18 protein-coding genes and 1 riboswitch are annotated in these 23724 nt (G+C 37.1%); of the genes, 8 read left to right on the forward strand and 10 right to left on the reverse strand.

Annotated features, from left to right (window positions below; all coding sequences use genetic code 11):
- Positions 1-51: 51 nt before the first annotated feature.
- Complete coding sequence (gene arfB / locus EMTOL_RS03620) at positions 52-468, forward strand: alternative ribosome rescue aminoacyl-tRNA hydrolase ArfB (protein WP_015027909.1); 417 nt, start codon at positions 52-54, stop codon at positions 466-468.
- A 106-nt stretch (positions 469-574) separates the two neighbouring features.
- Entirely contained in the window at positions 575-1468 is an 894-nt protein-coding gene (locus EMTOL_RS03625) for a hypothetical protein (RefSeq protein ID WP_015027910.1), read from the forward strand.
- On the opposite strand, the gene EMTOL_RS03630 is transcribed toward EMTOL_RS03625, so the two are convergent.
- The 8 genes from EMTOL_RS03630 to EMTOL_RS03665 form a co-directional block, all read right to left on the reverse strand.
- Entirely contained in the window at positions 1469-2668 is a 1200-nt protein-coding gene (locus tag EMTOL_RS03630; RefSeq protein WP_015027911.1) for a M20 metallopeptidase family protein, read from the reverse strand.
- Positions 2669-2817: 149 nt separating this feature from the next.
- Positions 2818-4134: a signal recognition particle protein gene (gene ffh, locus EMTOL_RS03635; protein ID WP_015027912.1), complete on the reverse strand. Its 1317-nt coding sequence runs from the start codon at positions 4132-4134 to the stop codon at positions 2818-2820.
- A gap of 135 nt (positions 4135-4269) precedes the next feature.
- On the reverse strand, positions 4270-4782 hold the full coding sequence (locus tag EMTOL_RS03640) for a DUF1697 domain-containing protein (protein ID WP_015027913.1): 513 nt from the start codon (positions 4780-4782) through the stop codon (positions 4270-4272).
- A gap of 138 nt (positions 4783-4920) precedes the next feature.
- Positions 4921-5961, reverse strand: coding sequence for a glycoside hydrolase family 43 protein (locus EMTOL_RS03645; RefSeq protein WP_015027914.1), 1041 nt, complete (start codon positions 5959-5961; stop codon positions 4921-4923).
- Positions 5962-6063: 102 nt separating this feature from the next.
- Positions 6064-9066, reverse strand: a complete 3003-nt coding sequence (locus tag EMTOL_RS03650; RefSeq protein WP_015027915.1) for a PVC-type heme-binding CxxCH protein — start codon at positions 9064-9066, stop codon at positions 6064-6066.
- A 104-nt stretch (positions 9067-9170) separates the two neighbouring features.
- A complete protein-coding gene (locus EMTOL_RS03655; RefSeq protein ID WP_015027916.1) occupies positions 9171-10373 on the reverse strand; it encodes a C40 family peptidase in 1203 nt (400 codons plus the stop codon).
- Between the two features lie 166 nt (positions 10374-10539).
- Entirely contained in the window at positions 10540-11817 is a 1278-nt protein-coding gene (gene metK, locus EMTOL_RS03660; protein ID WP_015027917.1) for a methionine adenosyltransferase, read from the reverse strand.
- Between the two features lie 82 nt (positions 11818-11899).
- Positions 11900-12007, reverse strand: a riboswitch (SAM-I-IV-variant riboswitch).
- Positions 12008-12154: 147 nt separating this feature from the next.
- Complete coding sequence (locus EMTOL_RS03665; protein ID WP_015027918.1) at positions 12155-13105, reverse strand: ABC transporter ATP-binding protein; 951 nt, start codon at positions 13103-13105, stop codon at positions 12155-12157.
- 131 nt (positions 13106-13236) lie between these two features.
- Between EMTOL_RS03665 and EMTOL_RS03670 the strand changes: the two genes are divergently transcribed.
- From EMTOL_RS03670 to EMTOL_RS03680, 3 genes are all read left to right on the forward strand, one after another.
- A complete protein-coding gene (locus EMTOL_RS03670) occupies positions 13237-13944 on the forward strand; it encodes an NUDIX hydrolase (RefSeq protein WP_015027919.1) in 708 nt (235 codons plus the stop codon).
- A gap of 64 nt (positions 13945-14008) precedes the next feature.
- Complete coding sequence (locus EMTOL_RS03675; protein ID WP_015027920.1) at positions 14009-16294, forward strand: GH92 family glycosyl hydrolase; 2286 nt, start codon at positions 14009-14011, stop codon at positions 16292-16294.
- Between the two features lie 111 nt (positions 16295-16405).
- A complete protein-coding gene (locus EMTOL_RS03680) occupies positions 16406-17935 on the forward strand; it encodes a cryptochrome/photolyase family protein (protein WP_015027921.1) in 1530 nt (509 codons plus the stop codon).
- A 47-nt stretch (positions 17936-17982) separates the two neighbouring features.
- Here EMTOL_RS03680 and EMTOL_RS03685 read toward each other — a convergent pair whose 3' ends face one another.
- Both EMTOL_RS03685 and EMTOL_RS21640 read right to left on the reverse strand, forming a co-directional pair.
- The gene (locus EMTOL_RS03685; protein ID WP_015027922.1) at positions 17983-18528 is read right to left on the reverse strand and encodes a hypothetical protein; all 546 of its coding nucleotides are present in this window, start codon (positions 18526-18528) and stop codon (positions 17983-17985) included.
- A 147-nt stretch (positions 18529-18675) separates the two neighbouring features.
- Positions 18676-20055, reverse strand: coding sequence for an AAA family ATPase (locus EMTOL_RS21640; protein ID WP_052315343.1), 1380 nt, complete (start codon positions 20053-20055; stop codon positions 18676-18678).
- Between the two features lie 254 nt (positions 20056-20309).
- Here EMTOL_RS21640 and hemN point away from each other — a divergent pair, with 254 nt between their 5' ends.
- The 3 genes from hemN (at position 20310) to EMTOL_RS03705 (ending at position 23719) form a co-directional block, all read left to right on the forward strand.
- Positions 20310-21677 (forward strand): oxygen-independent coproporphyrinogen III oxidase, encoded by a 1368-nt coding sequence (hemN, locus tag EMTOL_RS03695; protein WP_015027924.1) that lies wholly within the window; start codon positions 20310-20312, stop codon positions 21675-21677.
- 203 nt (positions 21678-21880) lie between these two features.
- The gene (gene spt / locus EMTOL_RS03700) at positions 21881-23095 is read left to right on the forward strand and encodes a serine palmitoyltransferase (protein ID WP_015027925.1); all 1215 of its coding nucleotides are present in this window, start codon (positions 21881-21883) and stop codon (positions 23093-23095) included.
- 102 nt (positions 23096-23197) lie between these two features.
- Positions 23198-23719: a hypothetical protein gene (locus EMTOL_RS03705; protein ID WP_015027926.1), complete on the forward strand. Its 522-nt coding sequence runs from the start codon at positions 23198-23200 to the stop codon at positions 23717-23719.
- The last annotated feature ends 5 nt before the right edge of the window (positions 23720-23724 follow it).

The raw sequence follows: 23724 nt of genomic DNA on the forward strand, positions 1-23724 counted from the left end.
AAAGACCCTCTTGTTTTAGCTAAAGCAGATGAATTATTTTGCATATAAACAATGAAAATAGATATAAAAAATATAGATTTTACGCCTGAACTTGAATTTCAGACCTCTCGAAGTGGAGGCCCGGGTGGGCAAAACGTTAATAAAGTAGAAACAAAGGTAGAGTTACGTTTTGATATTGCCGCCTCTACGTTATTGACCGATGAACAAAAGACTAAATTGTTAGAACGGCTGAAAAATCAGCTTGTGCAGGAGCGTATTTTGAGTATTTCAGCACAAGAAAAACGAAGTCAGTTACAAAATAAAGAATTGGTTATCAAGAAGTTTTATCAGACATTGGAAAAAGGCCTTCAAGAAAAGAAAAAACGCTTAGCCACTAAACCTTCTGGGGGAGCCGTAGAGAAAAGATTAAAAAGCAAAAAAATGGAAGGAGAGAAAAAATCATTTAGAAGTCAGAAAATTGAATTTTAATATCATAAATACTCAAACATCTACGTTGCTAAAAGTATAATACAACTACCGAGATAACAATAACATCTTTACCAATCGCAATCTGCCATTTCATTTCATAACTCGCATGCCCAAAGCCCTTTTTTTCATAGTTATTTCTTTCATTATTTGTAGTTGCGACTGGTTTGGTAGTACTCCTACACCTACGACAGACATCATCCCTGATTTTGTAAGTACTCCAAAAAGCTACCCTTTACCCGCCAATATTGCCAATGAAGCATCGGGCGTGGCCGATAGTAGAAGTATGCCAGGTAATGTATGGGTACAAGAAGATGGCGATAACCCAAATCTATTACATCAATTTTCACATACAGGAGAATATAAAGGAAATATCCAAATGCCTTTTCCAAATCGTGATTGGGAAGATATTAGCATTGGCGTAGGGCCAGAAACGGGTAAGACCTATATTTATCTAGCTGAAATTGGTGATAATAATGCAGCATACAATAACCAATATTATATATACCGCTTTTTAGAACCGCAATCTTTGTCTGAAAAAGTGACAAATTTCGACCGAATTGCTTTTCAATACCCCGATGGAAGCCGTGATGCAGAATGTATTTTACTCGACCCAGCCACAAAAGATATTTATATTGTTACGAAGCGAGAGTTTAATGTCAGGATTTATCAACTACCCTACCCTCAATCTACCACAGAATTTCAAACCGCAAAATTCATCCAATCTATCCCTTATTTGATTATCACAAGTGGCGGCATTTCAACCGATGGAAAAGAAATTGTTCTTCGGAATTACGATGCCCTCTACTACTGGCATAGAAAAGACGGTGAAAGCATAGCTGCGACACTCTCTCGGAATCGTGATAAACTTCTTCCTTATACCAAAGAGCCTCAAGGAGAGGGATTTTGCTTCGATAAAGATAATAAAGGATATTTTACAAACAGCGAACGCCCAGATAACTCAACAGAAACAACGTATCTTTACTATTACGCAAAGAAATGATTATTTACTCATGATTTGTTCTGCAATTTGATAAAACATATCGCTACCGATTTCAAGCAATTCATCAGGAAAATCGAAGGTTGAACTATGTAGTGGTGGTTGGTTAATACCCGAACCAATTCCAAACATAGCCCCTTTATATTTTTTGGTAAAAAGGCCAAAATCTTCTCCAAATTCGAATGGTTTTTCAAGGTCTATTAGTTGGAGATTTTGCTTTTTGGCGGCTGCTTTTATTTCATTATAGGCAGTAGCACTATTATTATTGGCATTGAACGTTTCGAGCCATTTAGCAGTAAATTCGAGTTGATATTTTTTGGTTACTTCTGCCACTTTTTGTAAAATTTGTTCTTTTACTGCATCGAAATGTTCGTTTTCCCAAGTGCGAAATGTATAACCAATTGAAGCCTTTCCCGCAGATGTTCCGTAGGCTCTTTCTCCCATTTCGATGTGAATCGGAGTAGCCACAAAGAAATGCTCACTTTTTTTATCTGGATTATTCAAAGAATCAAAATATTGTATAAGCTCAGCAACTGCAAGAGCTGGATTTAATCCTTTTGAAGGTTCGGCTGCATGACTTGTTTTACCAATTAATTCAAAAATCCCGCTTTCTACACATGGCGTAAATAAACCTTTTTTGGCTATGATTGTACCCATAGGGAAGCCCGCAAAATTATGAAAAGCAAAGGCATAATCTATCTTAAATTGTTTGAAAATACCCGATTCAATAGCGTCTTTCGCTCCAGCACCAATTTCTTCAGCCGATTGAAAAAATAGTAAGATTTTGCCTTTTTTCAAAGGTTTTTCGATTAATTTTTGAGCAAAACGAAACATTGATGCCGCATGACCATCATGCCCGCATTTATGCGAAACACCCGCAGAAGTTGAGCGATGAGCGAAATCATTTTCCTCCTGAATTGGTAGAGCATCTAATTCACAACGAAATAAAAGCGTTGGGCCAGACTCTGTTCCTTCAATTTCAGCTAAAATTGAATACATCGAAAAACCTTGATATATTTTCTTAATTCCTAGCTTTTTTAGCTCTGAAATAACATAATCACTGGTATTTTTCTCAACTGTTGATAATTCTGGATTAGCATGAATATGTCGGCGAAATTCAATGGCAGAAATCATGGTATTTTGAGCATTAATTACTGAGATACTTACTAATAAAACAAAAAGGAATATAGTTATTTGCTTCATTCTTTTGATTTTTCATTGTTAACTTCCTAAAGATAATTAGGGTCTAATTAACATATCTTACCCCTAAACAAATATAGAATAATTCTCAAATAAAAAAGGTCAATAAGCGAAATTACTCATTGACCTTCTTACTGGAAGAATAAAAATTCTTATTTGAAAGCTTTCATTTTGCCTGATGCTTGCATTTGATTTACTTTCTTCATCATCGAACGCATCTGGTCAAATTGTTTCAAAAGATTATTTACTTGCTGAATATCTGTTCCACTACCAGCGGCAATTCTTTTCTTACGGCTACCATCAATAATATCTGGTTTCGAACGCTCCTTTGGAGTCATTGATTTGATGATAGCTTCGATTGGCTTGAATGAATCATTGCTGATATCAATATCTTTGATTTGTGAACCTACCCCCGGAATCATACCCATCAAATCTTTGATATTACCCATTTTCTTGATTTGCTCTAATTGAGTTAAGAAATCGTTGAGGTCAAATTTATTCTCACGCATTTTCTTATTCAAGCGGCGTGATTCTTCCTCATCAAAAGCCTGTTGTGCTCTTTCTACCAAGGAAATCACGTCACCCATGCCCAAGATTCTACTCGCCATACGGTCTGGGTAGAAAATATCGAGGGCTTCCATCTTTTCGCCCGTTGAAATAAACTTAATTGGCTTATTTACAACTGCTTTAATTGAAAGTGCTGCACCACCACGAGCATCACCGTCGAGCTTGGTTAATACAACGCCATCAAAATCAAGTCTATCATTGAAGGTCTTTGCAGTATTTACTGCATCCTGCCCAGTCATCGAGTCAACTACAAATAAAATTTCGCTTGGAGTGATGGCTTTTTTAATTTCTTCCACCTCTTTCATCATCACTTCATCAACCGCCAAACGACCTGCCGTATCGACAATTACAATACTTTTGCCTTTAGTCTTAGCATAACTAAGGGCATTTTTTGCAATTTCTACCGCATTTTTATTTTCTGGTTCAGCAAAAACCTCCACACCAATTTGCTCACCAAGTACTTGTAACTGCGTAATGGCCGCAGGACGATACACATCACAGGCAACAAGTAATACTTGACGACCTTGTTTTTTGAGATAATTGGCAAATTTACCAGAGAAAGTCGTTTTACCCGAACCTTGTAAACCTGCAATCAAAACCACGGCGGGAGAGCCTTTCAAGTTTACACTTTGGGCTTGTCCACCCATAAGCTCCATCAACTCTTCCTGCACAATTTTCACGAATAATTGCCCTGGTTCAACGGCAATCATTACTTTGCGGTCGATGGCTTTATCGCGTACACGGTCAGTAACTTCTTTAGCAACTTTATAGTTTACGTCGGCATCCATTAAGGCACGTCTCACTTCCTTAACAGTAGAGGCAACGTTAATATCCGAAATTCTACCTTGCCCTTTGAGGGTCTTAAAGGCTTTATTTAGCTTATCACTTAAATTTTCAAACATCTTTTAAATAATATGTCGAATTCTTTCAAAAAAATAATTGCAAAGATAGTTTTTTAGTACCGAAAATGTAGAACAATTTTTTAAATTGTTCCATGTAGGGCAAACAATTTAGAAAATGGTCCTCCAAATTATAGTTTATTTAAGCATTTTTTCGAGTGTATTGATATTCCGAACGGTTGTTGTGCTTTTGTATTTTGCTTTCGCTGTGATTTTAGCAAAAGGAGTAGTCAAGCTCTCTCCCTTCGGTACTTTCCAATAAATAACGGTATTACCTCCCGAAATCTCTTCTGTTACATTTTCGGCGATACTTAATAATTCATTTGAAACAGCCTCTCCTTCTACAAAAATCACATAAGCATGAGAAGCTTCATTTTGTTCAAAAGGATAGTTTGCTACAATTTCTGCCAAAACATCATACGCATAAAGTAGTACAAATACCTGATAATGAAAGGTTTCAGAAAGGACTTTTTCTAAAATTATTTTTATTTCTGAAATATTTTTATCAGATTCAAAAACCACATTGCCAGTTTGCAGATAAGTAGTAGCGTTATGAAAACCCATGTCATCGAAAGCTTTTTTCAAATCAGACATTTTAATTCGGATATTTCCAACGTTTATTCCTCGCAAGAAAGCAATATATTTTTTCATAATTTTCAACTTATTATAAGCCTATATTTGGGCGAGTTTTTAAATTATCGTATCGGATAGTTCACCAATCTTAACTTTCTTTTTTTCAGACCTATTCTCTGAATTATTGGCAATTTGAAATATTGCCCTACTGCAGATTTACAACCCCGAAGGAATGGCCAATGGCTCATTTTCTTTTACAGGAACGCCAAAATTCGGTGTGCCGTCGGCATTCCAAGTAAATTTTTGCATACGTGGAGAGCGGAATTTCCCACAACCTTGGTTAGGTTCGGAATTCGCATGGTAAAGAATCCAATCTTCTTTACCATCGGGCGATTTGAAGAATGAATTATGACCTGGTGCAAAAACCTTATTTTCGGGAGATTGTTTGAATAATGGTTCGGGAGATTTCTTCCAACTTTTCGGACTCATCAAATCGGCATTTGCATCGGCGGTGAGCATTCCGAGAGCATAAAAATCTGTCCAACAACCACTTGCAGAGTAAATGATGAATAGTTTTTTTCCGTGTTTCAAAATTTGTGGGCCTTCATTTACATTGACGTGCGGAAGATTAGGGTCATTCAAATCGCCGTGCTTTTCCCAATCGAAATCCGAACCTGATATTTTAGAGCGTTCGCCCGTAATAGTCCAAGGATTTTTCATTTTGGCAATATAAATGTTTTGTTGACCATTTTTATCTCCTTTCCAGCCCGACCAAATCATGTATAATTGTTCACGATGTTCAAATACATCACCATCAATCGCCCATTTATCAGCCAACTCATCAGCTACTTTTCCTTTAAAAGTCCAATCCCCTTTCATTGGGTCAGGCGAAGGATTTTCTAATACATACATTCGGTGATGGTTGTTATCTCCATCGTCTCCTGCAAAATACATATACCATTTTCCTTGAATAAAATGAATTTCGGGAGCCCACAACTCCTTTGAGTACATGGTTCCTGCTGGTGGAGTCCAAATTGTCTTCGATTCAGCAGTTTTCAAATCTGCCAAGTTTTTTGTCTTCCAAATTGTCAGCCTATTTTGTTGCGTATGGGTATAATAATAATAACCATCTTTGTAGAAACTGTACGGATCAGCCCCCGACGGCAATAATGGATTGGTGAAAGTAGTGGAATTTTGAGCGAATAGGCCATTGATAAATATCAAGGTTAGGAAAAGGCTCAGTAAGTTTTTTTTCATAGAGTTTTGTTTTATAGAATAGATTCTGCAAAACTACAGAAAAATAAAGCAGGAGCATAACGATTGCCATACTCCTGCTTTATCATCTTACTTGGGAAAGAATTATTGTTTCTTCAAAGTCCCTAAATACTCCACTAAATCAACGATTTCTTGTTTTTGTAATGGAAACTTTGGCATTAAAGATTCTTCGTTTTGCTTCATCGAAACAATTGTCGAACGCTTGATTGCAGTTGGCGTTGAACTTCCGATGGCTTTAAGGTTTACATCATTTTCTGTTTTACTTAGAACAATGCCTTCGGTTTCAGTGCCATCTTTAAGCTTGATTTTAAAGCCTTCATAACCAAAGCTGATACCTTGACTTGGATTCAAAATTGCCGAATAAAGTGCAGTTTTCGATAATTTACTACCAATTTCACTCAAGCCAGGGCCAAAATCAACACCTTCGCCTTTTACTAAGTGACAAGCAGTACAATACATTTTAAATACTTTCTGTCCGTTTGTAGCATTTCCCGAAAGTTTAGCTAAAGTATTTATATCGCCAAGTTCTTTATCTAAATCAGCTCCAAACATTTTCATAGCTTCCGTACGAATATCGCTGTGCCAAGTTCCCATCAAGATTTTTTTGGCAATTGGTAAAACCTCTTCTGAAACCTTGTTGGCTTTTACCAAACCCCAAAGTATTTCTTCACTATCCCAACCATACATGGCATACATTGCCTGTTCTCGTACTGGTAAACTAAGTTTATTATTATTGAAGAGGGTTACTAAGAAATCTGTTACTGGTTTCTCATCAACCCCACCGTAAACGCCAATTGCTTTTCTTACAATAGCTTCATCTTTACTGCGTGTTAATTGCTGTAATGCCCCAATTCCATTGAGTTTTACCTGAATTTTTGCTGCTTCTCCACCCAAAACCGAATCAGTCATAGCCATTGTACTTAGTCGCTCGCTTTGATCTTTCATTTCGTATCTCTTTACTAAATCTAAGTAATCAGCCGGATTAGTGATGCCCGCCAAAACTTTTGGTAAAAGAGATTTGAATAAAGGGTCATTTTTTGCACTATTCACCTCTAAATGCTTGAATACTAAAGTCATTACATCGGCTTTAGCATTACCTCCATCAAGCATTCCGAGTAAAACTTTTGTTTTTTCAGTATTATTCTGAAAATCAAAAGCACGAAAATAACGCAGGTTATCTTTTTCATTTTTCGCTAATTCAGCTAAACGAAATATATTATCATTCGAGCGGCTACGCCAAACTAGGTCTTTGGCAGCAGCCTCGGTTTTCCATTTCTCGCCAGCTTTTGCTAAATAAGCTGCAAAAAAACTATCCCATTGATTATCGGCCGAGATACCTAAGGCTTCTAAATACCATCTATCTTTACCATCATACTGATTAGCCAAAGTTGCCCAAATTTCGGCGGCATCTGACGTGTTTTTATGGCGAATCGCTAAAGCCACTTCACGACGCACTTGTGCCGATGGGTCGGTAGCCAATTTTTGTAGCATCGCCATATTATTAATGCTCAATTCACGCGATAAACGAATAGCTGTGATACGAATATCTTCATCTTTATCACTTGCTGCTTCTTGTAAATATTTAGCTTCTTTTCCCTTAATTTTCCCTAAAAGCCACAATGCTCTGGCACGCATTCTCGAATCATCGGCTTTCCAAAGTTTCAATAAAGCTTCTTCTGCTTGTGTTTGGAGAGAGTGTAGTTTTGTCCAAGCCAAATAACGCACCGAAATATTGGCATTTTGCAGGGCTTCTACACAACCTTCGGCAGTTGTGAAATCAAATTTTGGTACTGTATATGCTTCGCCCTTAGGAGCAATACGATAGATTCTTCCACGTACCGAATCACCCATTGCGTGGCCACCCACACCTGGATCGTACCAGTCGGCTACAAAGATTGAACCATCAGGAGCAACCGTCACATCAGAAGGGCGGAACCATTGGTCACGCTTTGAACCATCTAAAATATTATTGATAGTGGCTGTAAAACCAGCTCCATTTTTTGTAACAGGATACGAACGCACCACATTCGGGCCAGCATCGCAGTGAATGACTTGATTTTGATACTTTTCGGGCAAAAGCTTTCCTTCATAGACAATCATTCCCGTTGGTGAACCCGCTCCAGTTTGGAGTAAATTTGGAACAACACCAGGGTCGTTTAAGTGCCAGTGACGAAGAGGAATTTCTGATTCCCAGTTCGTACGGCGTTCTCGCCAGCTTGCCCCAGTTATTTCATCTTTATAACCATAATTACCATAATCCATTACGTAGTTGATACGAACACCCTTATTACCATCATCATCATTATCAGACTGCCACATACGACCGTATGAGTCGAGGGCAACTTCGTAGTTATTACGGAAATTATGACCTAGAATCTCCACATTTGAGCCATCAATGTCACATCTAAAAACTTTTCCTTGCTTATAAGTAGAAAATGGGCGACCTAAATCATCGGTCAATTCTTTACCATTTTTATCACTTAACGTTTCTACTTCATTCCCACCATTGAAATATAATTTACCATCTGGCCCAAACGAAAAGGCATGAATTGCGTGGTCGTGCTGTACGCCTTTGAGGTTGGTAAAAATGATTTCTTTTTTATCCGCCTTTCCATCATTATTTTCATCTGTAAAAAGAAATACGTTTGGCGAGCAAGAAACGATAACTTTATTGCCTAAAACCGAAATTCCAAGGGCAGAATTAATGTCTTCGCCTTGATAAAAAACTTGACTTTTATCGGCTTTTCCATCTTTATCCGAATCTTCCATTATCAAGATACGGTCACCTTTGGGGTTATAAGGATTTTTCGGATTAAGTTTATTTCTATAATTATAACCTTCACAAATCCACACTCTACCTTGAGCATCAATATCCATGTTAGTAGGATTCATCATCATTGGCTCCGATGCAAAAAGAGTCAATTCAAGGTCGGAATCAGCCACCTGAATTCCGTCAAGTGCATGCTCGATTTTTCGTTTATCATCGTCGGTTAGTTTGCCATATTCTTCATCGGGTAAAGTTTTTGGAGCCTTTGAACAAGCCCACATACCCAAGAGTATTAGCAATGAGAGTGTAGTTTTTTTCATGAATATATTTTGGTTGAATATTTTGATGGTATACAGTGGATTTATCTTACGAAAATAATCAAATAAGTGTATTATTGACAAATATTTTAAAATTTTAGTCAAACTTATTTTTTGAGTGAAACTATCCCCTTTTCATTGCCTAAAATTCTTCTAGCACGTAAATATCTACCGGCATTATGGGCATCATAACGGGGTGAATGTTCATCGAAACTACTAATCTTTACCATACCTGAAGAATGAATAAACTCTTTGTTTCCTAACCACATACCTACGTGAACTACACGCTCGGCTTTTTCGGAGGTAGCTTTTTCGCCAAAAAACAACAAATCACCTACTTGCAGACTATCAAAAGGCACTTCCTCTCCTGCCCAAACTTGTTGCGAAGCATCACGCGGTAATAAAATTCCATTTGATTGATAGACCATTCGTGTAAAACCACTACAATCAATGCCTTTCCAAGAAGTTCCACCCCACAAATAAGGCAAACCTTGCATTTTGAAAGCTGTATTTACTAGATTTTGCTCAGTAGCTTTCACGGATTGTTTCCATTCTTGGTGGCCAATAGTTTCCTTTTTTAAAACAAATGCACTACGACCGTCAGGATAAAGTACTTCGTAAAAATCTTGTAAGGTATCTTTGACCGCTAAAAGATTTCCCCAAGTTAGGTCAGAAATGGTTTGAGCATTATCATCGGCTTGGGCATAAGAAAAACCGTAAGGCTTGGTAAACATTACAAATTTATTTGCCTGATAGCGGTCAAACTGAGCTAGCGTTATGCGTGCAAAAGTCGAGCCATCGGCCCAGCCAATGTAGTTATCAGGCGTTTGAATCAAATACCAATTACGTTCTTTGTCGAGCACTTTGAGCGGCGTTCCGAGTAATGCTTGAGAGGCCAACTCGGCCGACTCTTTAGGCTGGCTTCGTAGGTTTAGCACCGAAATATTGGCAATTCCACAATTACGATTTTCAAGCAACTCATTATCTGGCAATAGCTTTACCGCATCAAGCAATACATAACCATTTGATTTTAAACGATTTAATAAATCTTTTTTAGCTGCGGGCAAATTAGTTTTACCAATAATTCGATTAGAATCTAATTCTACCTGAAAGTAAGCTACTCGTTTATCAGGTGCATGTTTTTTACGCACTTGTTCGATAATTGAATAAACCGTTGGTTTAGTTGTTTGAGCTTGAGGGATTTGGTTTTGAGGAGGATTTGTAGGTTTGATGCTTTGAGCTAATGCCGTAAGTGTAAATAAATAGCAAAAACTCAGTATTATAAATTTACTTTGATGGTTAAGTTTCATTCAGTTTGATAGTTTTACAGCAAAATTACTCATTCTTTTTTAAAACTCGAACAAAGTGTTTTAGGGGAATGTTTGGGAAGAAATCATAAGTTAGAAACTTATATTACTACAAACAAAAAACGGAAGCCTTTCGACTTCCGTTTTTATATATCTAAATCATTAGAAATTACAAACCAAACGCAGCTTTTACGGCGTCAACGTAGTCAAGTTTTTCCCATGTAAATAGCTCAACTTCTTTAGTTATCTCGCTACCATCTGGGCTCTTGAAAGTTTTTGTAACAACTTCGTTTTTACGTCCCATGTGGCCATAAGCCGCTGTTTCTGAATAGATTGGGTTACGTAATTTTAAGCGTTGCTCAATAGCGTACGGACGCATATCGAAGATTTCAGCTACTTTTTGTGCAATTTCACCGTCAGTCATATCAACTTTAGCAGTGCCATAAGTTGTTACAAACAAACCACAAGGTTTTGCTACACCAATTGCGTAAGAAACTTGTACAAGTACTTCATCGCAAAGGCCAGCAGCAACCAAGTTTTTAGCAACGTGGCGAGTAGCATAAGCTGCCGAACGGTCAACTTTTGATGGGTCTTTTCCAGAGAATGCACCACCACCGTGAGCACCTTTACCACCGTATGTATCAACGATGATTTTACGACCTGTCAAACCTGTATCTCCGTGTGGGCCACCGATTACAAATTTACCAGTTGGATTAATATGATAAGTAATTTGGTCATTGAACAGAGCTTGTAACTCAGGTTTCAACTTAGCTTTTACTCTTGGAATAACGATATTGATTACATCTTCTTTGATTTTTGCTAACATCGTTTCGTCTTCAGCAAAATCATCGTGCTGCGTAGAAACTACGATAGTATCAATTCTTTGCGGAACGTTATCATCAGAATATTCGATTGTTACTTGTGATTTTGCATCAGGACGTAAATAACCAATCAATGAAGGTTCGTTATTACGTATGTACGACATTTCTTGAAGAATCGTGTGTGCCAAATCTAAAGCCAAAGGCATATAGTTTTCGGTTTCGCGAGTAGCATAACCAAACATCATACCTTGGTCACCAGCACCTTGTGCATTAGCTTTTGATTCGAAATCATCGGCAGTTTTGCGGTCAACACCTTGGTTGATATCAGCCGATTGGTCGTGAATAGCTGAAAGGATTCCACAAGAATTTGCCTCAAACATATACTCCGATTTTGTATAACCAATCTTACGGATTACATCACGAGCAATGCTTTGAACATCTAAATATGTTTTTGTTTTTACCTCACCTGCCAATACCACTTGTCCGGTTGTTACAAGTGTTTCACAAGCAACTTTAGAGGTTGGGTCAAACGCCATGAAATTATCAATGAGGGCGTCTGAAATTTGGTCGGCTACTTTGTCTGGGTGCCCTTCCGATACAGATTCAGAAGTGAATAAATAAGGCATAAATCCTAAATGTGTTTTTAGTTAATGATTTATTAGGTCGATTACATCGACTTGAAACTATTTCGCGGAATTCTGGAAGAGCAAAATAAAACATTTTTGACTTAAGAACAGTCCGCATCTTTTTGACCACCGTAGTGTTTTGACTCGGTTGGTTTTCTGAGATTTTTCTCAGAAATTCTTGATACCGATACAAAGTTGAGAATTTAAAGGTAAAAATGCAAAAAATACATCAAAATTATTATCTATTTTTCATTAGTAGGATATAGAAAATATCTAAATTAACTTTTACAAATAGATTTTTTATCTACGATAGCTAAAATACTTAGACTTTTTCACTTCATACTTTAATTTCAATTCCTATGTCTTCACCTATGTTAAATTTTTCAAAACTATACATTTTCAATAGACTTTGTGGATTTTTCAAAATAATCTCATAGTAAGCACCTAAAAACCTGATATTTTCTACGGTTGCCCTTAAATCTGAATCAGGTTTAAAATAAATTTGTTCAGGACGGATAAATTTTATACTTACATTAGATATTTCCTTATGCAAAAAGGGCAAAATTGGGTTTATCTCTCCAGTTATTTCTGCCACATATTGATTAGCTGGATTTTTATAAACTTCTTCTGGATTTCCGATTTGTAACATACTTCCTCGTTGCATAATCATCAATACATCAGCCATTCCGTAGGCATCGGCCACATCGTGTGTGACGAAAATACAACTAACTCCCTCGGCTTTAATTAAATTTAGCACTTCCTCTTTCAGCCTACGTTTGTTTACAGCATCGAGGTGGCTAAATGGCTCGTCCATCAACAAAAGCTTGGGTTCTTCCGCTATGGCTCGAGCAATGACGGCACGTTGTTGTTCTCCACCCGAAACTTGCCTTGGAAGGTGATGTTGCACATGTTCTAATCCACTAATTTGGAGCAATTTATCAACACGCTCATTTCTATAATCTTCTACATAATAGCGTAATTCATAAGCAATATTCTCTCTGATGGAAATATTCGGAAAAAGTCCATAATCTTGCCTCACCAACTTAATATCGGGGTGCCCAGCAATTAATTTTTCTGATGGAGGCGTAATTCGTTCACCCGCTAAAGTTAGCGTACCTTCATCAGGTTCGTAGAGGGCAGCAATTAAATGAAGCAGTGTCGTTTTACCCGAGCCACTTTCGCCCAAAATTGCCAAAATCTTTCCTTTTTCGAGCGTAATTGAAATATCGTTTACCGCCTTTACGCCAGCAAATGATTTATGTAAATGACTAATTTGAAGCAATGACATTAAGGGCTTTTTTCTGCAAAAATAGAAGATTTTTACAGAATTTAGCTAATTTTGTTGTGTATAGGCATACACTCTCTTATATTGCCGCCCCATCTATACCATATACCTAAATCAAAACAATTAAAAGCTGAATGTTAGAACTTTACAAACAACAAACTAAATGCTTAGTGGCACTCGACTCAATCATCTTTGGATTCGATGGAGCTGAGTTAAAGCTACTTTTGGTTAAACGAGGCGTACAAACCGACCACGATACTTGGTCGTTGATGGGGGGATGGCTAAAATCTGAAGAAAGCCTCGATCAAGCTGCCGAACGCATTTTGTTTGAACTAACAGGTGTAACTGGTATCTATTTGGAGCAGCTTTCTGCATTTGGCGATCCCAAACGTGACCCCATCGAACGCACAGTTGCGGTGGCTTATTATGCTTTGGTAAATGTCAAAGATTATGAAACTAAGATTTCTGATACCCACCATGCACAATGGTTTTCGATGCAAGACCTACCCGAATTACTCTTTGACCACCAAGAAATGATTAAAATGGCCATCGAACGCCTGAGATATAAAGCAGCTTTTCACCCGATTGGCTTTGAACTAATGCCCGAAAAATTTACGATTCCGCAAATCCTTAATTTGTATGAAGCCATTTACGGAAGTAATTTCGATAAACGTAACTTTAGTCGAAAAATTCTTTCGACAGGACTTTTGGTAAAATTGAAAGAAAAACAAAAGGGATTCTCTAAAAAAGGGGCTTTTTTATATACACTTGACGGAGATAAATATAAAAAACACAGCGATTCTTTCTTAAATTTTATTCCAAATCCTGAAGGGCTGGTTTAAGAACATTGCTACGCAAAATCTTTAAAATAAACTTTACAACTCAACTACGATTTAAAACACCTCAATGAAAAAAACTTTCATTTCAACCCTACTCATTTTTGTGGGTTATTTTTCTTTTGCCCAAGCTCCAGAAAATTTAGTAAAATATGTAAATCCTTTGGTCGGAACCGATTCAAAATTTGAATTTTCAAATGGAAATACCTATCCTGCCATTGCTCGACCTTGGGGAATGAATTTCTGGACGCCCCAAACCAATAAAATGGGTGATGGTTGGACCTATCAATATGCCAGCAATAAAATCAGAGGATTTAAGCAAACCCACCAGCCTTCTCCTTGGATAAATGATTACGGTGCGTTTTCAATTTTTGCTACTACCGAAAAACTCGTCTTTGACGAAAACAAACGTGAATCTTGGTATTCACATAAAGCCGAAACCTCAAAGCCACATTATTATCGAGCGTATTTATCTGATTATAATACAACGGTAGAAATTACACCAACCGAAAGAGCCGCTCGTTTCAGAATCACATACCCAGAAACTAATAAAGCTTACTTAATTATTGATGGATTTTTCAAGAATTCATACATAAAAGTTTTTCCTAAAGAGCGTAAAATTATTGGCTACGCACGTAACTCCTCGGGCGGTGTACCAGAAAACTTCAAAAACTACTTCGTAATATACGTTGATAAAGATTTTGAAGAAGTTTATGGGGTAAAAGATGGCGAAATAACGCTCAATAATTTGGAAGTAGAAACCAAACACGCGGGAAGCATCATCAGGTTTAAAACCAAAACCAATGAGCAAATAAACTTAAAAGTGGCTTCTTCGTTTATCAGTGCCGAGCAAGCAGAGCTAAATCTCAAAAACGAAATTGGCGATTTGAATTTCGACCAACTCATGGCACAAGGTGAAAAATCTTGGAATACCCAATTAAATCGAATTAAAGTAGAAGGTGGCTCCGATGACGAACTCCGCACATTCTATTCGGCACTTTATCATACGATGTTGTTTCCGCGTAAGTTTTATGAATTAGATAAAGATAAAAAAGTAATACATTATAGTCCTTACAATGGTCAAGTATTAGAAGGGTATATGTTTACGGACAATGGTTTCTGGGACACCTTCCGTGCGGTATTCCCATTTTTTAACTTGATGTTTCCTGAAATGAATAGCCAAATCATGGAAGGTTTGAGCAATGCATACAAAGAAAGTGGTTGGCTACCAGAATGGGCAAGTCCAGGCCACAGAGATTGTATGGTTGGTTCTAATTCGGCATCAATCATTGCCGATGCTTATCTGAAAGGAATTAAGATTCAGGAAATTGAAAAGCTTTATGAAGCCATCACCAAAAATACCAATCAAGCAGGGCCTTTAAGTTCGGTAGGACGTTTGGGGGTACAATATTATAATACGCTTGGGTATGTACCTTATGATGTGGGCATCAACGAAAATACGGCTCGAACGCTCGAATATGCCTACGATGATTTTACGATTTGGAAAATGGCTAAACTCTTGAAACGTCCACAAGCGGAAATAGATTTATATGCCAAGAGAGCTCAAAATTACCGTAATGTTTTTGATAAATCGACCAATTTTGTGCGTGGAAAAAATAAAGATGGCTCGTTTCAAACGCCATTCAGACCCGATAAGTGGGGCGATGCCTTCACAGAGGGCTGTTCTTGGCACTGGACATGGTGTGTATTTCATGATATTCAAGGACTTTCTGATCTGATGGGTGGCAAGAAGAATTTTGTTGCCAAATTAGATTCGGTTTTCACAGCCCCTCCTACCTTCGATTTCTCTTATTATGGCATTCAAATTCATGAAATTACTGAAATGTTGGTCATGAATATGGGGCAATATGCACATGGAAATCAGCCGATTCAGCACATGCCTTATTTGTATAATTATGCGGGCGAACCTTGGAAAACCCAATACCATGTTCGTAATATTATGAAAAAACTTTATACGCCATATCCCGATGGTCTTTGTGGCGATGAGGATAATGGTCAAACTTCAGCTTGGTATGTATTTTCAGCATTGGGTATGTATCCAGTTGCACCAGGAACCGATCAGTACGTTTTAGGCTCACCATTATTCAAAAAAGCCACTATTAAATTAGAAAACGGTAAAACCTTTACGATTCAAGCTCCCGAAAATAGCAGTGAAAAAGTGTATGTTGAACAAGCAAGTTTGAATAATGTAAACTACACCAAAAACTACCTTAGTTATGCTGATATTATGAAAGGTGGTACATTTAAACTAAAAATGTCGGCCACACCAAATAAAAATAAGGGTATCAAAGAATCAGATTTCCCATATTCGATGAGTAATGAGTTGAAAAAGTAAATTCATTCGATTTCCGCAAAACCCATCCAAGAAAACGCTTGGATGGGTTTTTTATTTCTAAACAAATCGGCTCAATGTGAGTTAAATCCATGAAACATTGACAAAAAACGCATGGTTCTTCGACTAATTTTGGGCGACCAACTCAATTATAATCACTCTTGGTTTCGGGAAAAAGACGACAATATTTTGTATGTCATGATGGAAATAAAACAAGAAACCGACTACGTAAAGCACCATATTCAGAAAGTGGTGGGGTTCTTTGCAGCTATGCGTATTTTTGCACAAGTGCTTCAAAATCAAGGAAATAAGATAATTTATATAAACCTTGATGACGAGCAAAATACCCAATCGCTCACCCAAAACCTTCAGTGGATAATCAGGGAAAATGAAATTACCCAATTCGAATATCAACTTCCTGACGAATACCGCCTTGATGAGCAACTAAAGTTTTTTTCAAACACACTCAATATTCCAACCAAAGTCTATGATTCGGAGCATTTTTTGAGCAAACGAAATGAGTTAGCTGAGTTCTTCAAAGGGAAAAAGACTTTTTTAATGGAAAATTTCTATCGCATGATGCGAAAGAAATACGATATTTTGATGGAAGGAAATGAGCCAATTACTGGGCAATGGAATTATGATGCCGAAAACCGAAAAAAACTTCCAAAAGAACATCGCCCCGTTGAACCTTTGGTATTTAATCATGATGTTTCGGATATTCTTGAAGTCATTCAAAAACAAAACATTGAGACTATCGGTAGTATTAATCCGAAAGCGTTTGTTTGGCCAATAAATAGAGAAGAAAGTTTACAACTCCTTGATTTTTTTGTAAAAGAATGTTTGCCTTTATTTGGCACTTATGAAGATGCCATGGCCACTCAATACTGGTCGATTTATCATTCAAGACTTTCTTTTTCGCTCAATACCAAGCTGCTTTCACCTTTGGAAGTAGTAAAGCGAGCCGTTGCCCATTGGCAAAACAACCAAACACAAATTTCGATTGCACAAATCGAGGGGTTTGTCAGACAAATTATTGGTTGGCGAGAATATATGCGTGGTATTTATTGGGCAAAAATGCCCGATTTTCAACACCTAAATTTCTTCGAACATCGACAAAAGCTACCTGGTTTTTTCTGGAATTCTCAAACAAAAATGAACTGCATGAAGCACTCCATCGGTCAATCTTTGAATTTAGCTTATGCTCATCACATTCAACGATTGATGATTATCGGTAATTTTTGTTTGTTAAGTGGAATCAACCCCGATGAAGTTGATGAATGGTATTTGGGGGTATATATTGATGCCATCGAATGGGTGGAAATTACCAATACTCGTGGCATGAGTCAGTATGCCGATGGCGGAATTGTTGGCTCAAAACCTTACGTGGGTTCGGCTAACTATATAGATAAAATGAGCGATTATTGCAGCTCTTGTTTCTATGATAAATCAAAGAAAGTTGGGCATAAAGCTTGTCCGTTTAACTCGCTTTATTGGCATTTTTTTGAGCGAAATAGAGAAAAACTGGAGCGAAATCCACGCATTGGCATGGCTTACGTAACCCTCAATAAAATGCCCGACCAGCAAAGAAAAGAAATACTCAATCAAGCAGAGATTTATTTGAATAAAATAGAGGAATTATAGCTTATAAAAACATCAGGTTTCAGAATTCTGAAACCTGATGACAATATTTAAATTTGACTCATTGGTATTCTATTTTTATAATTCCAAAAGGCTGATACATTGACAATTCTCCACTTTCCATCAGTTCCTTTTTCCATTAATCTTACTTCTTTACTTTGTAAGAAATATTTTTGCTCGCGGTCGCTATTATACTGGTCCCAAGTGATATGGGCAGCATTTGAGCCATAAAATTTAAACTTCATATTTTTTCGTTTAACTATTGGGTGGCTACTACCCTCTTTTTCTGGTTCGGCTGGATTTTCTTTAATAAACTTTCCGAGGTTTTTATTGATATTATCCCAACCTACACTGGCATCAAAGGTGCCATCGGCATTGCTCCATGCTTGGTAAGAATACTCTGAGTGAGTAAATTTATCTTGCCAACAATTATAATCGCGTTTGAAAAAGCAGTCGGTTTCTGCTTCAATACAGGCAATGATTTCTTTTTCTTCTTTTGCTTGGTCAATAGCTGCCGTATTGACAGCGGAAGAAGATTTTTGACATCCGTATAAAGTAATTGTCAAGAAAAGTGAAGCTAAAATAGGTACTTTCATAATAGTAAGAATTTAGAGTGAACAATGCCAAACTGGTGCGGGCTCGCTTGAACCCACATCTTACTTTAAGTATTCCTAAAGATTAATTAAACGTATGTAAAAAATTTCAATATTCCAAGTTTAATTTGAAATATTTTTATCCAAATATTATTCTTCTATCTCAGGAATATCCTCTTCTTTTACTAAACTAATATCATTTTTTTCAATTCCCTCATTTACTAAACGATTGGCCTGCTTTTCATAAGTTTTTTCAAAAATATTACGAGCTAAACGTCCATTGCCAAAGGAGGCATCTCGGTCTTCATAAAGTGCTTTAAATAGCTTATATACTTTCTTCTGAGCAGCCTCTTCTACTTTTAATTGTACTTTTTGGGTTTGAAGTAAATAAATATCCAATAATTCTTCTGGCGTGTAATCTTTAAAGGCAATGTATTTATTAAATCTCGAATGTAATCCAGGATTTGAGTTGATAAACGCTGTCATTTTTTCTTCATAACCTGCCACAATCACCACAAAATCATCTCGATTGTCTTCCATAAACTTTACAATCGTATTTACCGCTTCGGGCCCGTAAGTATCATCGGTATTGAGGGCGTAGGCTTCATCAATAAACAAAATTCCGCCCAATGCTTTTTGGCATACTTCACGGGTTTTCAGCGAAGTTTGGCCAGTATAGCCCGCTACCAACCCACTGCGGTCGGTTTCATAGAGTGTTCCTTTATTCAAAATTCCTAATGTTTTGAAAATCTGAGCTAAAAGCCTTGCAATAGTAGTTTTACCTGTTCCGGGATTACCATAAAAAACCATGTGCAAGGAGCGTTCGGGAAGTTGTAAACCCTGTTCCTTTCTAATTTTTTCAATTTTTAAAACATTCACCAAACTATTTACTTCCTCTTTCACATTTTCAAGCCCAATCAAAGCATTTAGTTCGACCAAAAGTTCTTCCAACGATTTAGCAGGAACTTCCTTTACTTGGTTGGTGGTCTGAAAACCAGTATTATTTGTAGGCTGTTCGACTTGTTGATTGGGTTGTGAAATCATTTTTGAAAGCCCATCAAGTCCACGTAAAATAACATGAAAAGGATTTCCAGCATTTTCAACGTGGGGGTTTTCTTCGGCATAAATATCATGCTCACGATATAGCTTTGGTTTTTCTCCTGCCAAACGAGCTTTAACTACTTCATAAAAAGTCGAAATATATTCTTCAAGAGTATTATCAACCTTTACTTTTCGACCCTCAGTACCAAAAACAACCGAATCGGGCGTTGGGCAACGAACCGTAACAGACTTATCATAGGGGAATTCCACGACCTCAATATCGCCATAAGCATCGCTATCAACTAATAAAATACGCTCGGTTGTGGCCAATAATAATACATGGCGAGTGTTCCAGTAGCCATGCACTGAGGCATCAATGTATTCGTTTTCATGAATAATACTCGGCAAGGCCTTTAGCTCATTACGAAGCATAAGTTCGGCAAAAGGATTCAAGTCAATTTGGCGTTTGATTTGATGGTAGCTGGGCATGTTTTGAATAAAATCTTTTCGATAAAGATAAGTGATTCTCTGCTGAAACCTGTTTCTTTTTTTGACCAAAGGCAGATTTTAAGTTCTGTTTCTTGGTTTAGATTGATTGATTAAATTGTCTATCTCCCATACTCATGATTTTGATATACTGATATCAATCAAGTAAAGACATATCATGCAGGGGCAAAACATGACTTTCATCATCATTTTTCTTTAGGCTGGCATCTAATTTTGCATGAAATATAAGTAAACGCATGACAGACTCTTCTTTAATAAAAAAATATGATGTAGCTGGCCCAAGATACACCAGTTACCCCACCGTGCCACATTGGCAAACTGACAATTTCAGCAGTGAAGCATGGAAAAAACGTTTGGTTGAAACTTTCTCTATTACTAATCATACTTCGGGCATTAGTCTTTATATCCACTTGCCTTACTGTGAAAGTCTGTGTACTTTTTGTGCATGCCATAAGCGGATTACCAAAAACCACGGAGTTGAAGAACCATATATTGAGGCAGTTTTAAAAGAATGGCAAATGTATGCCGCAATGTTTCCGAATAAACCACGCATCGCCGAAATTCATTTGGGAGGAGGTACGCCAAGCTTTTTCGCTCCTAATATGTTACACAAACTTATTCAAGGTATTTTAGATGATGCCCAAATAACTTCCGAACACGAATTTAGTTTTGAAGGCCACCCCAACAATACCAATGCCGAACACTTACAAACACTTTATGATTTAGGTTTTAGAAGAGTTAGTTTTGGCGTACAAGATTATGACCCACATGTACAGTTGGCCATACATCGCATACAGCCTTTCGAAAATGTAAAAAAAGTGACTGAACTTGCTCGTGAAATTGGTTATACCTCAATTAGTCATGATTTAGTATTTGGATTACCATATCAACAACTTTCTTCTATTGAAGATACCATTCGGCAAACCCTTTCAATGAAACCCGACCGAATAGCTTTTTACTCTTACGCCCATGTGCCTTGGCTCAAAGGAAACGGCCAACGCGGATTTGATGAAAGCAACTTACCAAGCGGTGAAGAAAAACGAGCTTTGTACGAACGAGGTCGAGCAATGTTTGAGGAAAATGGTTACATTGAAATTGGTATGGACCATTTCGCACTTCCACACGATACTTTAAATAAAGCCCAAGAAAATGGCACACTTCACCGAAACTTTATGGGTTATACTACCACCCAATCGAAGGTATTGCTTGGACTGGGAGCTTCTTCGATTAGTGATAGTTGGACAGCCTTTGCTCAAAATATCAAAGAAATTGAACCATATATAGAAAAGGTCAATGCTGGAGAACTTCCAATCTTCAAAGGGCACCTACTCAATAAAAAAGATTTATTCATAAGACAACAAATATTAAATATTATTTGTAATTTGGAAACTTCATGGAAGTTGAGCGATTGGACAAGTGAAGAAACAGAGATTATCTTTGAAAAACTAGATGATTTGGCAGAAGATAAACTCATTACTTTCAATGAATTTGGGCTAAAGGTTCTTCCTGCGGGTAAAGCGTTTATTCGAAATATTTGTATGGTTTTCGACATGTATTTGGCTCAAACAAAACCAACACAGAAATTATTTTCAAAAACGATATAAAATTAAAAAAACTAACCTCTAAAGCCTTCACAATTTTTTGTAGGGGCTTTTTTTATGCATACAACTATAATTTTCTACGAAAAAAAACACCTTCAGCTTATTGATGCAAAAGTTTTTTTTATAGTAAATCATTCATAAGTAAAATAATCCAAACATTAGCCATTTGAAAACTTTTTTTGATTTTCCCAAAATTTCAAAAATCAATGAAAAACCAAAACGCAACACAACGATTACAGTTAAATGCTCGCATCAAGGGCATGAAAAACATGGGCTTATACCCCTATTTTCGACCAATTACATCTAACAATCAAGATTCTGTCGTGAAAATTGATGGTAAAGACGTTTTAATGTTTGGTTCGAATAGCTACTTGGGTCTAACAAACCATCCGTATGTAAAAGCAGCAGCCAAAGCCGCCATTGATAAATATGGTACTGGCTGTGCGGGGTCGAGATTTCTCAATGGAACCCTTGACCTGCACGTTGAATTAGAAGAAAAATTAGCTCGTTTTTTAGGAAAAGAATCGGCTCTGATTTTTAGTACAGGTTTTCAGACAAACCTCGGAGTTGTATCTTCGATAACTGGCCGCAACGACTACATTATCATTGACGAAGCCGATCATGCTTCTATTTACGAAGGAACGAGACTTTCATTCTCAAAGGTATTAAAGTTCAAACACAATAACATCGAAAACCTTGAGCAAATCTTAGTATCTCTTCCGGAAGAAGCTGTTAAATTGGTAGTTGTGGATGGCGTGTATAGTATGGAAGGAGACCTCGCCCGTTTACCCGAAATCATTGAGATTTGCCACAAATACCAAGCAATGATAATGATTGACGATGCCCATGGATTAGGCGTTTTGGGCGAAAATGGTCGCGGAACTGCTAACCATTTTGGACTAACTAAAGAAACCGACCTTATTGTAGGAACATTTAGTAAGTCATTGGCTTCGCTTGGGGGCTTTGTTGCGGCTGATTCAAAAGTAATCGACCATATAAAGCATACTGCTCGTTCGCTTATTTTTAGTGCAAGTGCGACGCCTGCTTCGATTGCCAGTGCTTCGGCCGCACTTGATATCATTCAAAATGAAGAATGGAGGATTCAAGCATTATGGGATAACACCTACTTTGCTATGGAGTATCTACAAGAGTTAGGTTTTGATATTGGGCATACACAATCGCCAATTATTCCGATTTACATTCGTGATGATGAAAAAACATATTTAATGACTAAAATGCTCATGGATGAGGGGGTATTTGTCAATCCAGTCGTAACACCTGCCGTAGGTCCAGAAGATAGCCTCATTAGATTTTCATTGATGGCCACTCATAGTTATAAGCAAATAGAGATTGCCATCAACAAAGTATATAAGATTGCTCATAAACTCAAGCTTCCACTTTACGAATATGCTACGGTTTAATTATTCATAAACAAAGCCTATTTTTACCGCCAGTATGTTTTAAATTTTAAAAACATGCTGGCGTTTTGGTTTTAGTTTCACTATTTAACTCTACTTTAAAATATGAATACCTATCTAACCTATAAATCAAGACAGTATACAATAATTCTATTCGTAATCCTCATTACAACCTCTTCGTTTTACGTTCATGCACAGGATAAGTTTCCAGACAAATGCCTTGGTCAGTGGACAGGCAAAATGTATATGTATAACCAAGGTCTTTTACGAGATAGTGTTGATGTTATTTTAACGATTAAAGCCATTGACGCAACTACGTGGGTGTGGAAAACTGAATATTTATCTAAAAAACTACCCATGGTAAAGGACTATAAGTTGAGATTTGTAGAAAACAATGTCTTCATTACTGACGAAGGTGATGGGATTGAATTGCTCAATTACCAATTTGAGAATAAACTTTACTCTACTTTCGAAACACATGGTATATATCTTACTGCCAATTATGAGCTCATCAACGATAAATTAAAATTCGAAGTAACTTCCGGTAAAAAGAAAAACGATACGAACTCAGTCGTCAATTACTCTACTGACAATATTCAAAGTATTATTTTTAGTAAAATCAAATGAAAAGT

The sequence above is a fragment of the Emticicia oligotrophica DSM 17448 genome (assembly GCF_000263195.1).
GTDB lineage: Bacteria > Bacteroidota > Bacteroidia > Cytophagales > Spirosomataceae > Emticicia > Emticicia oligotrophica.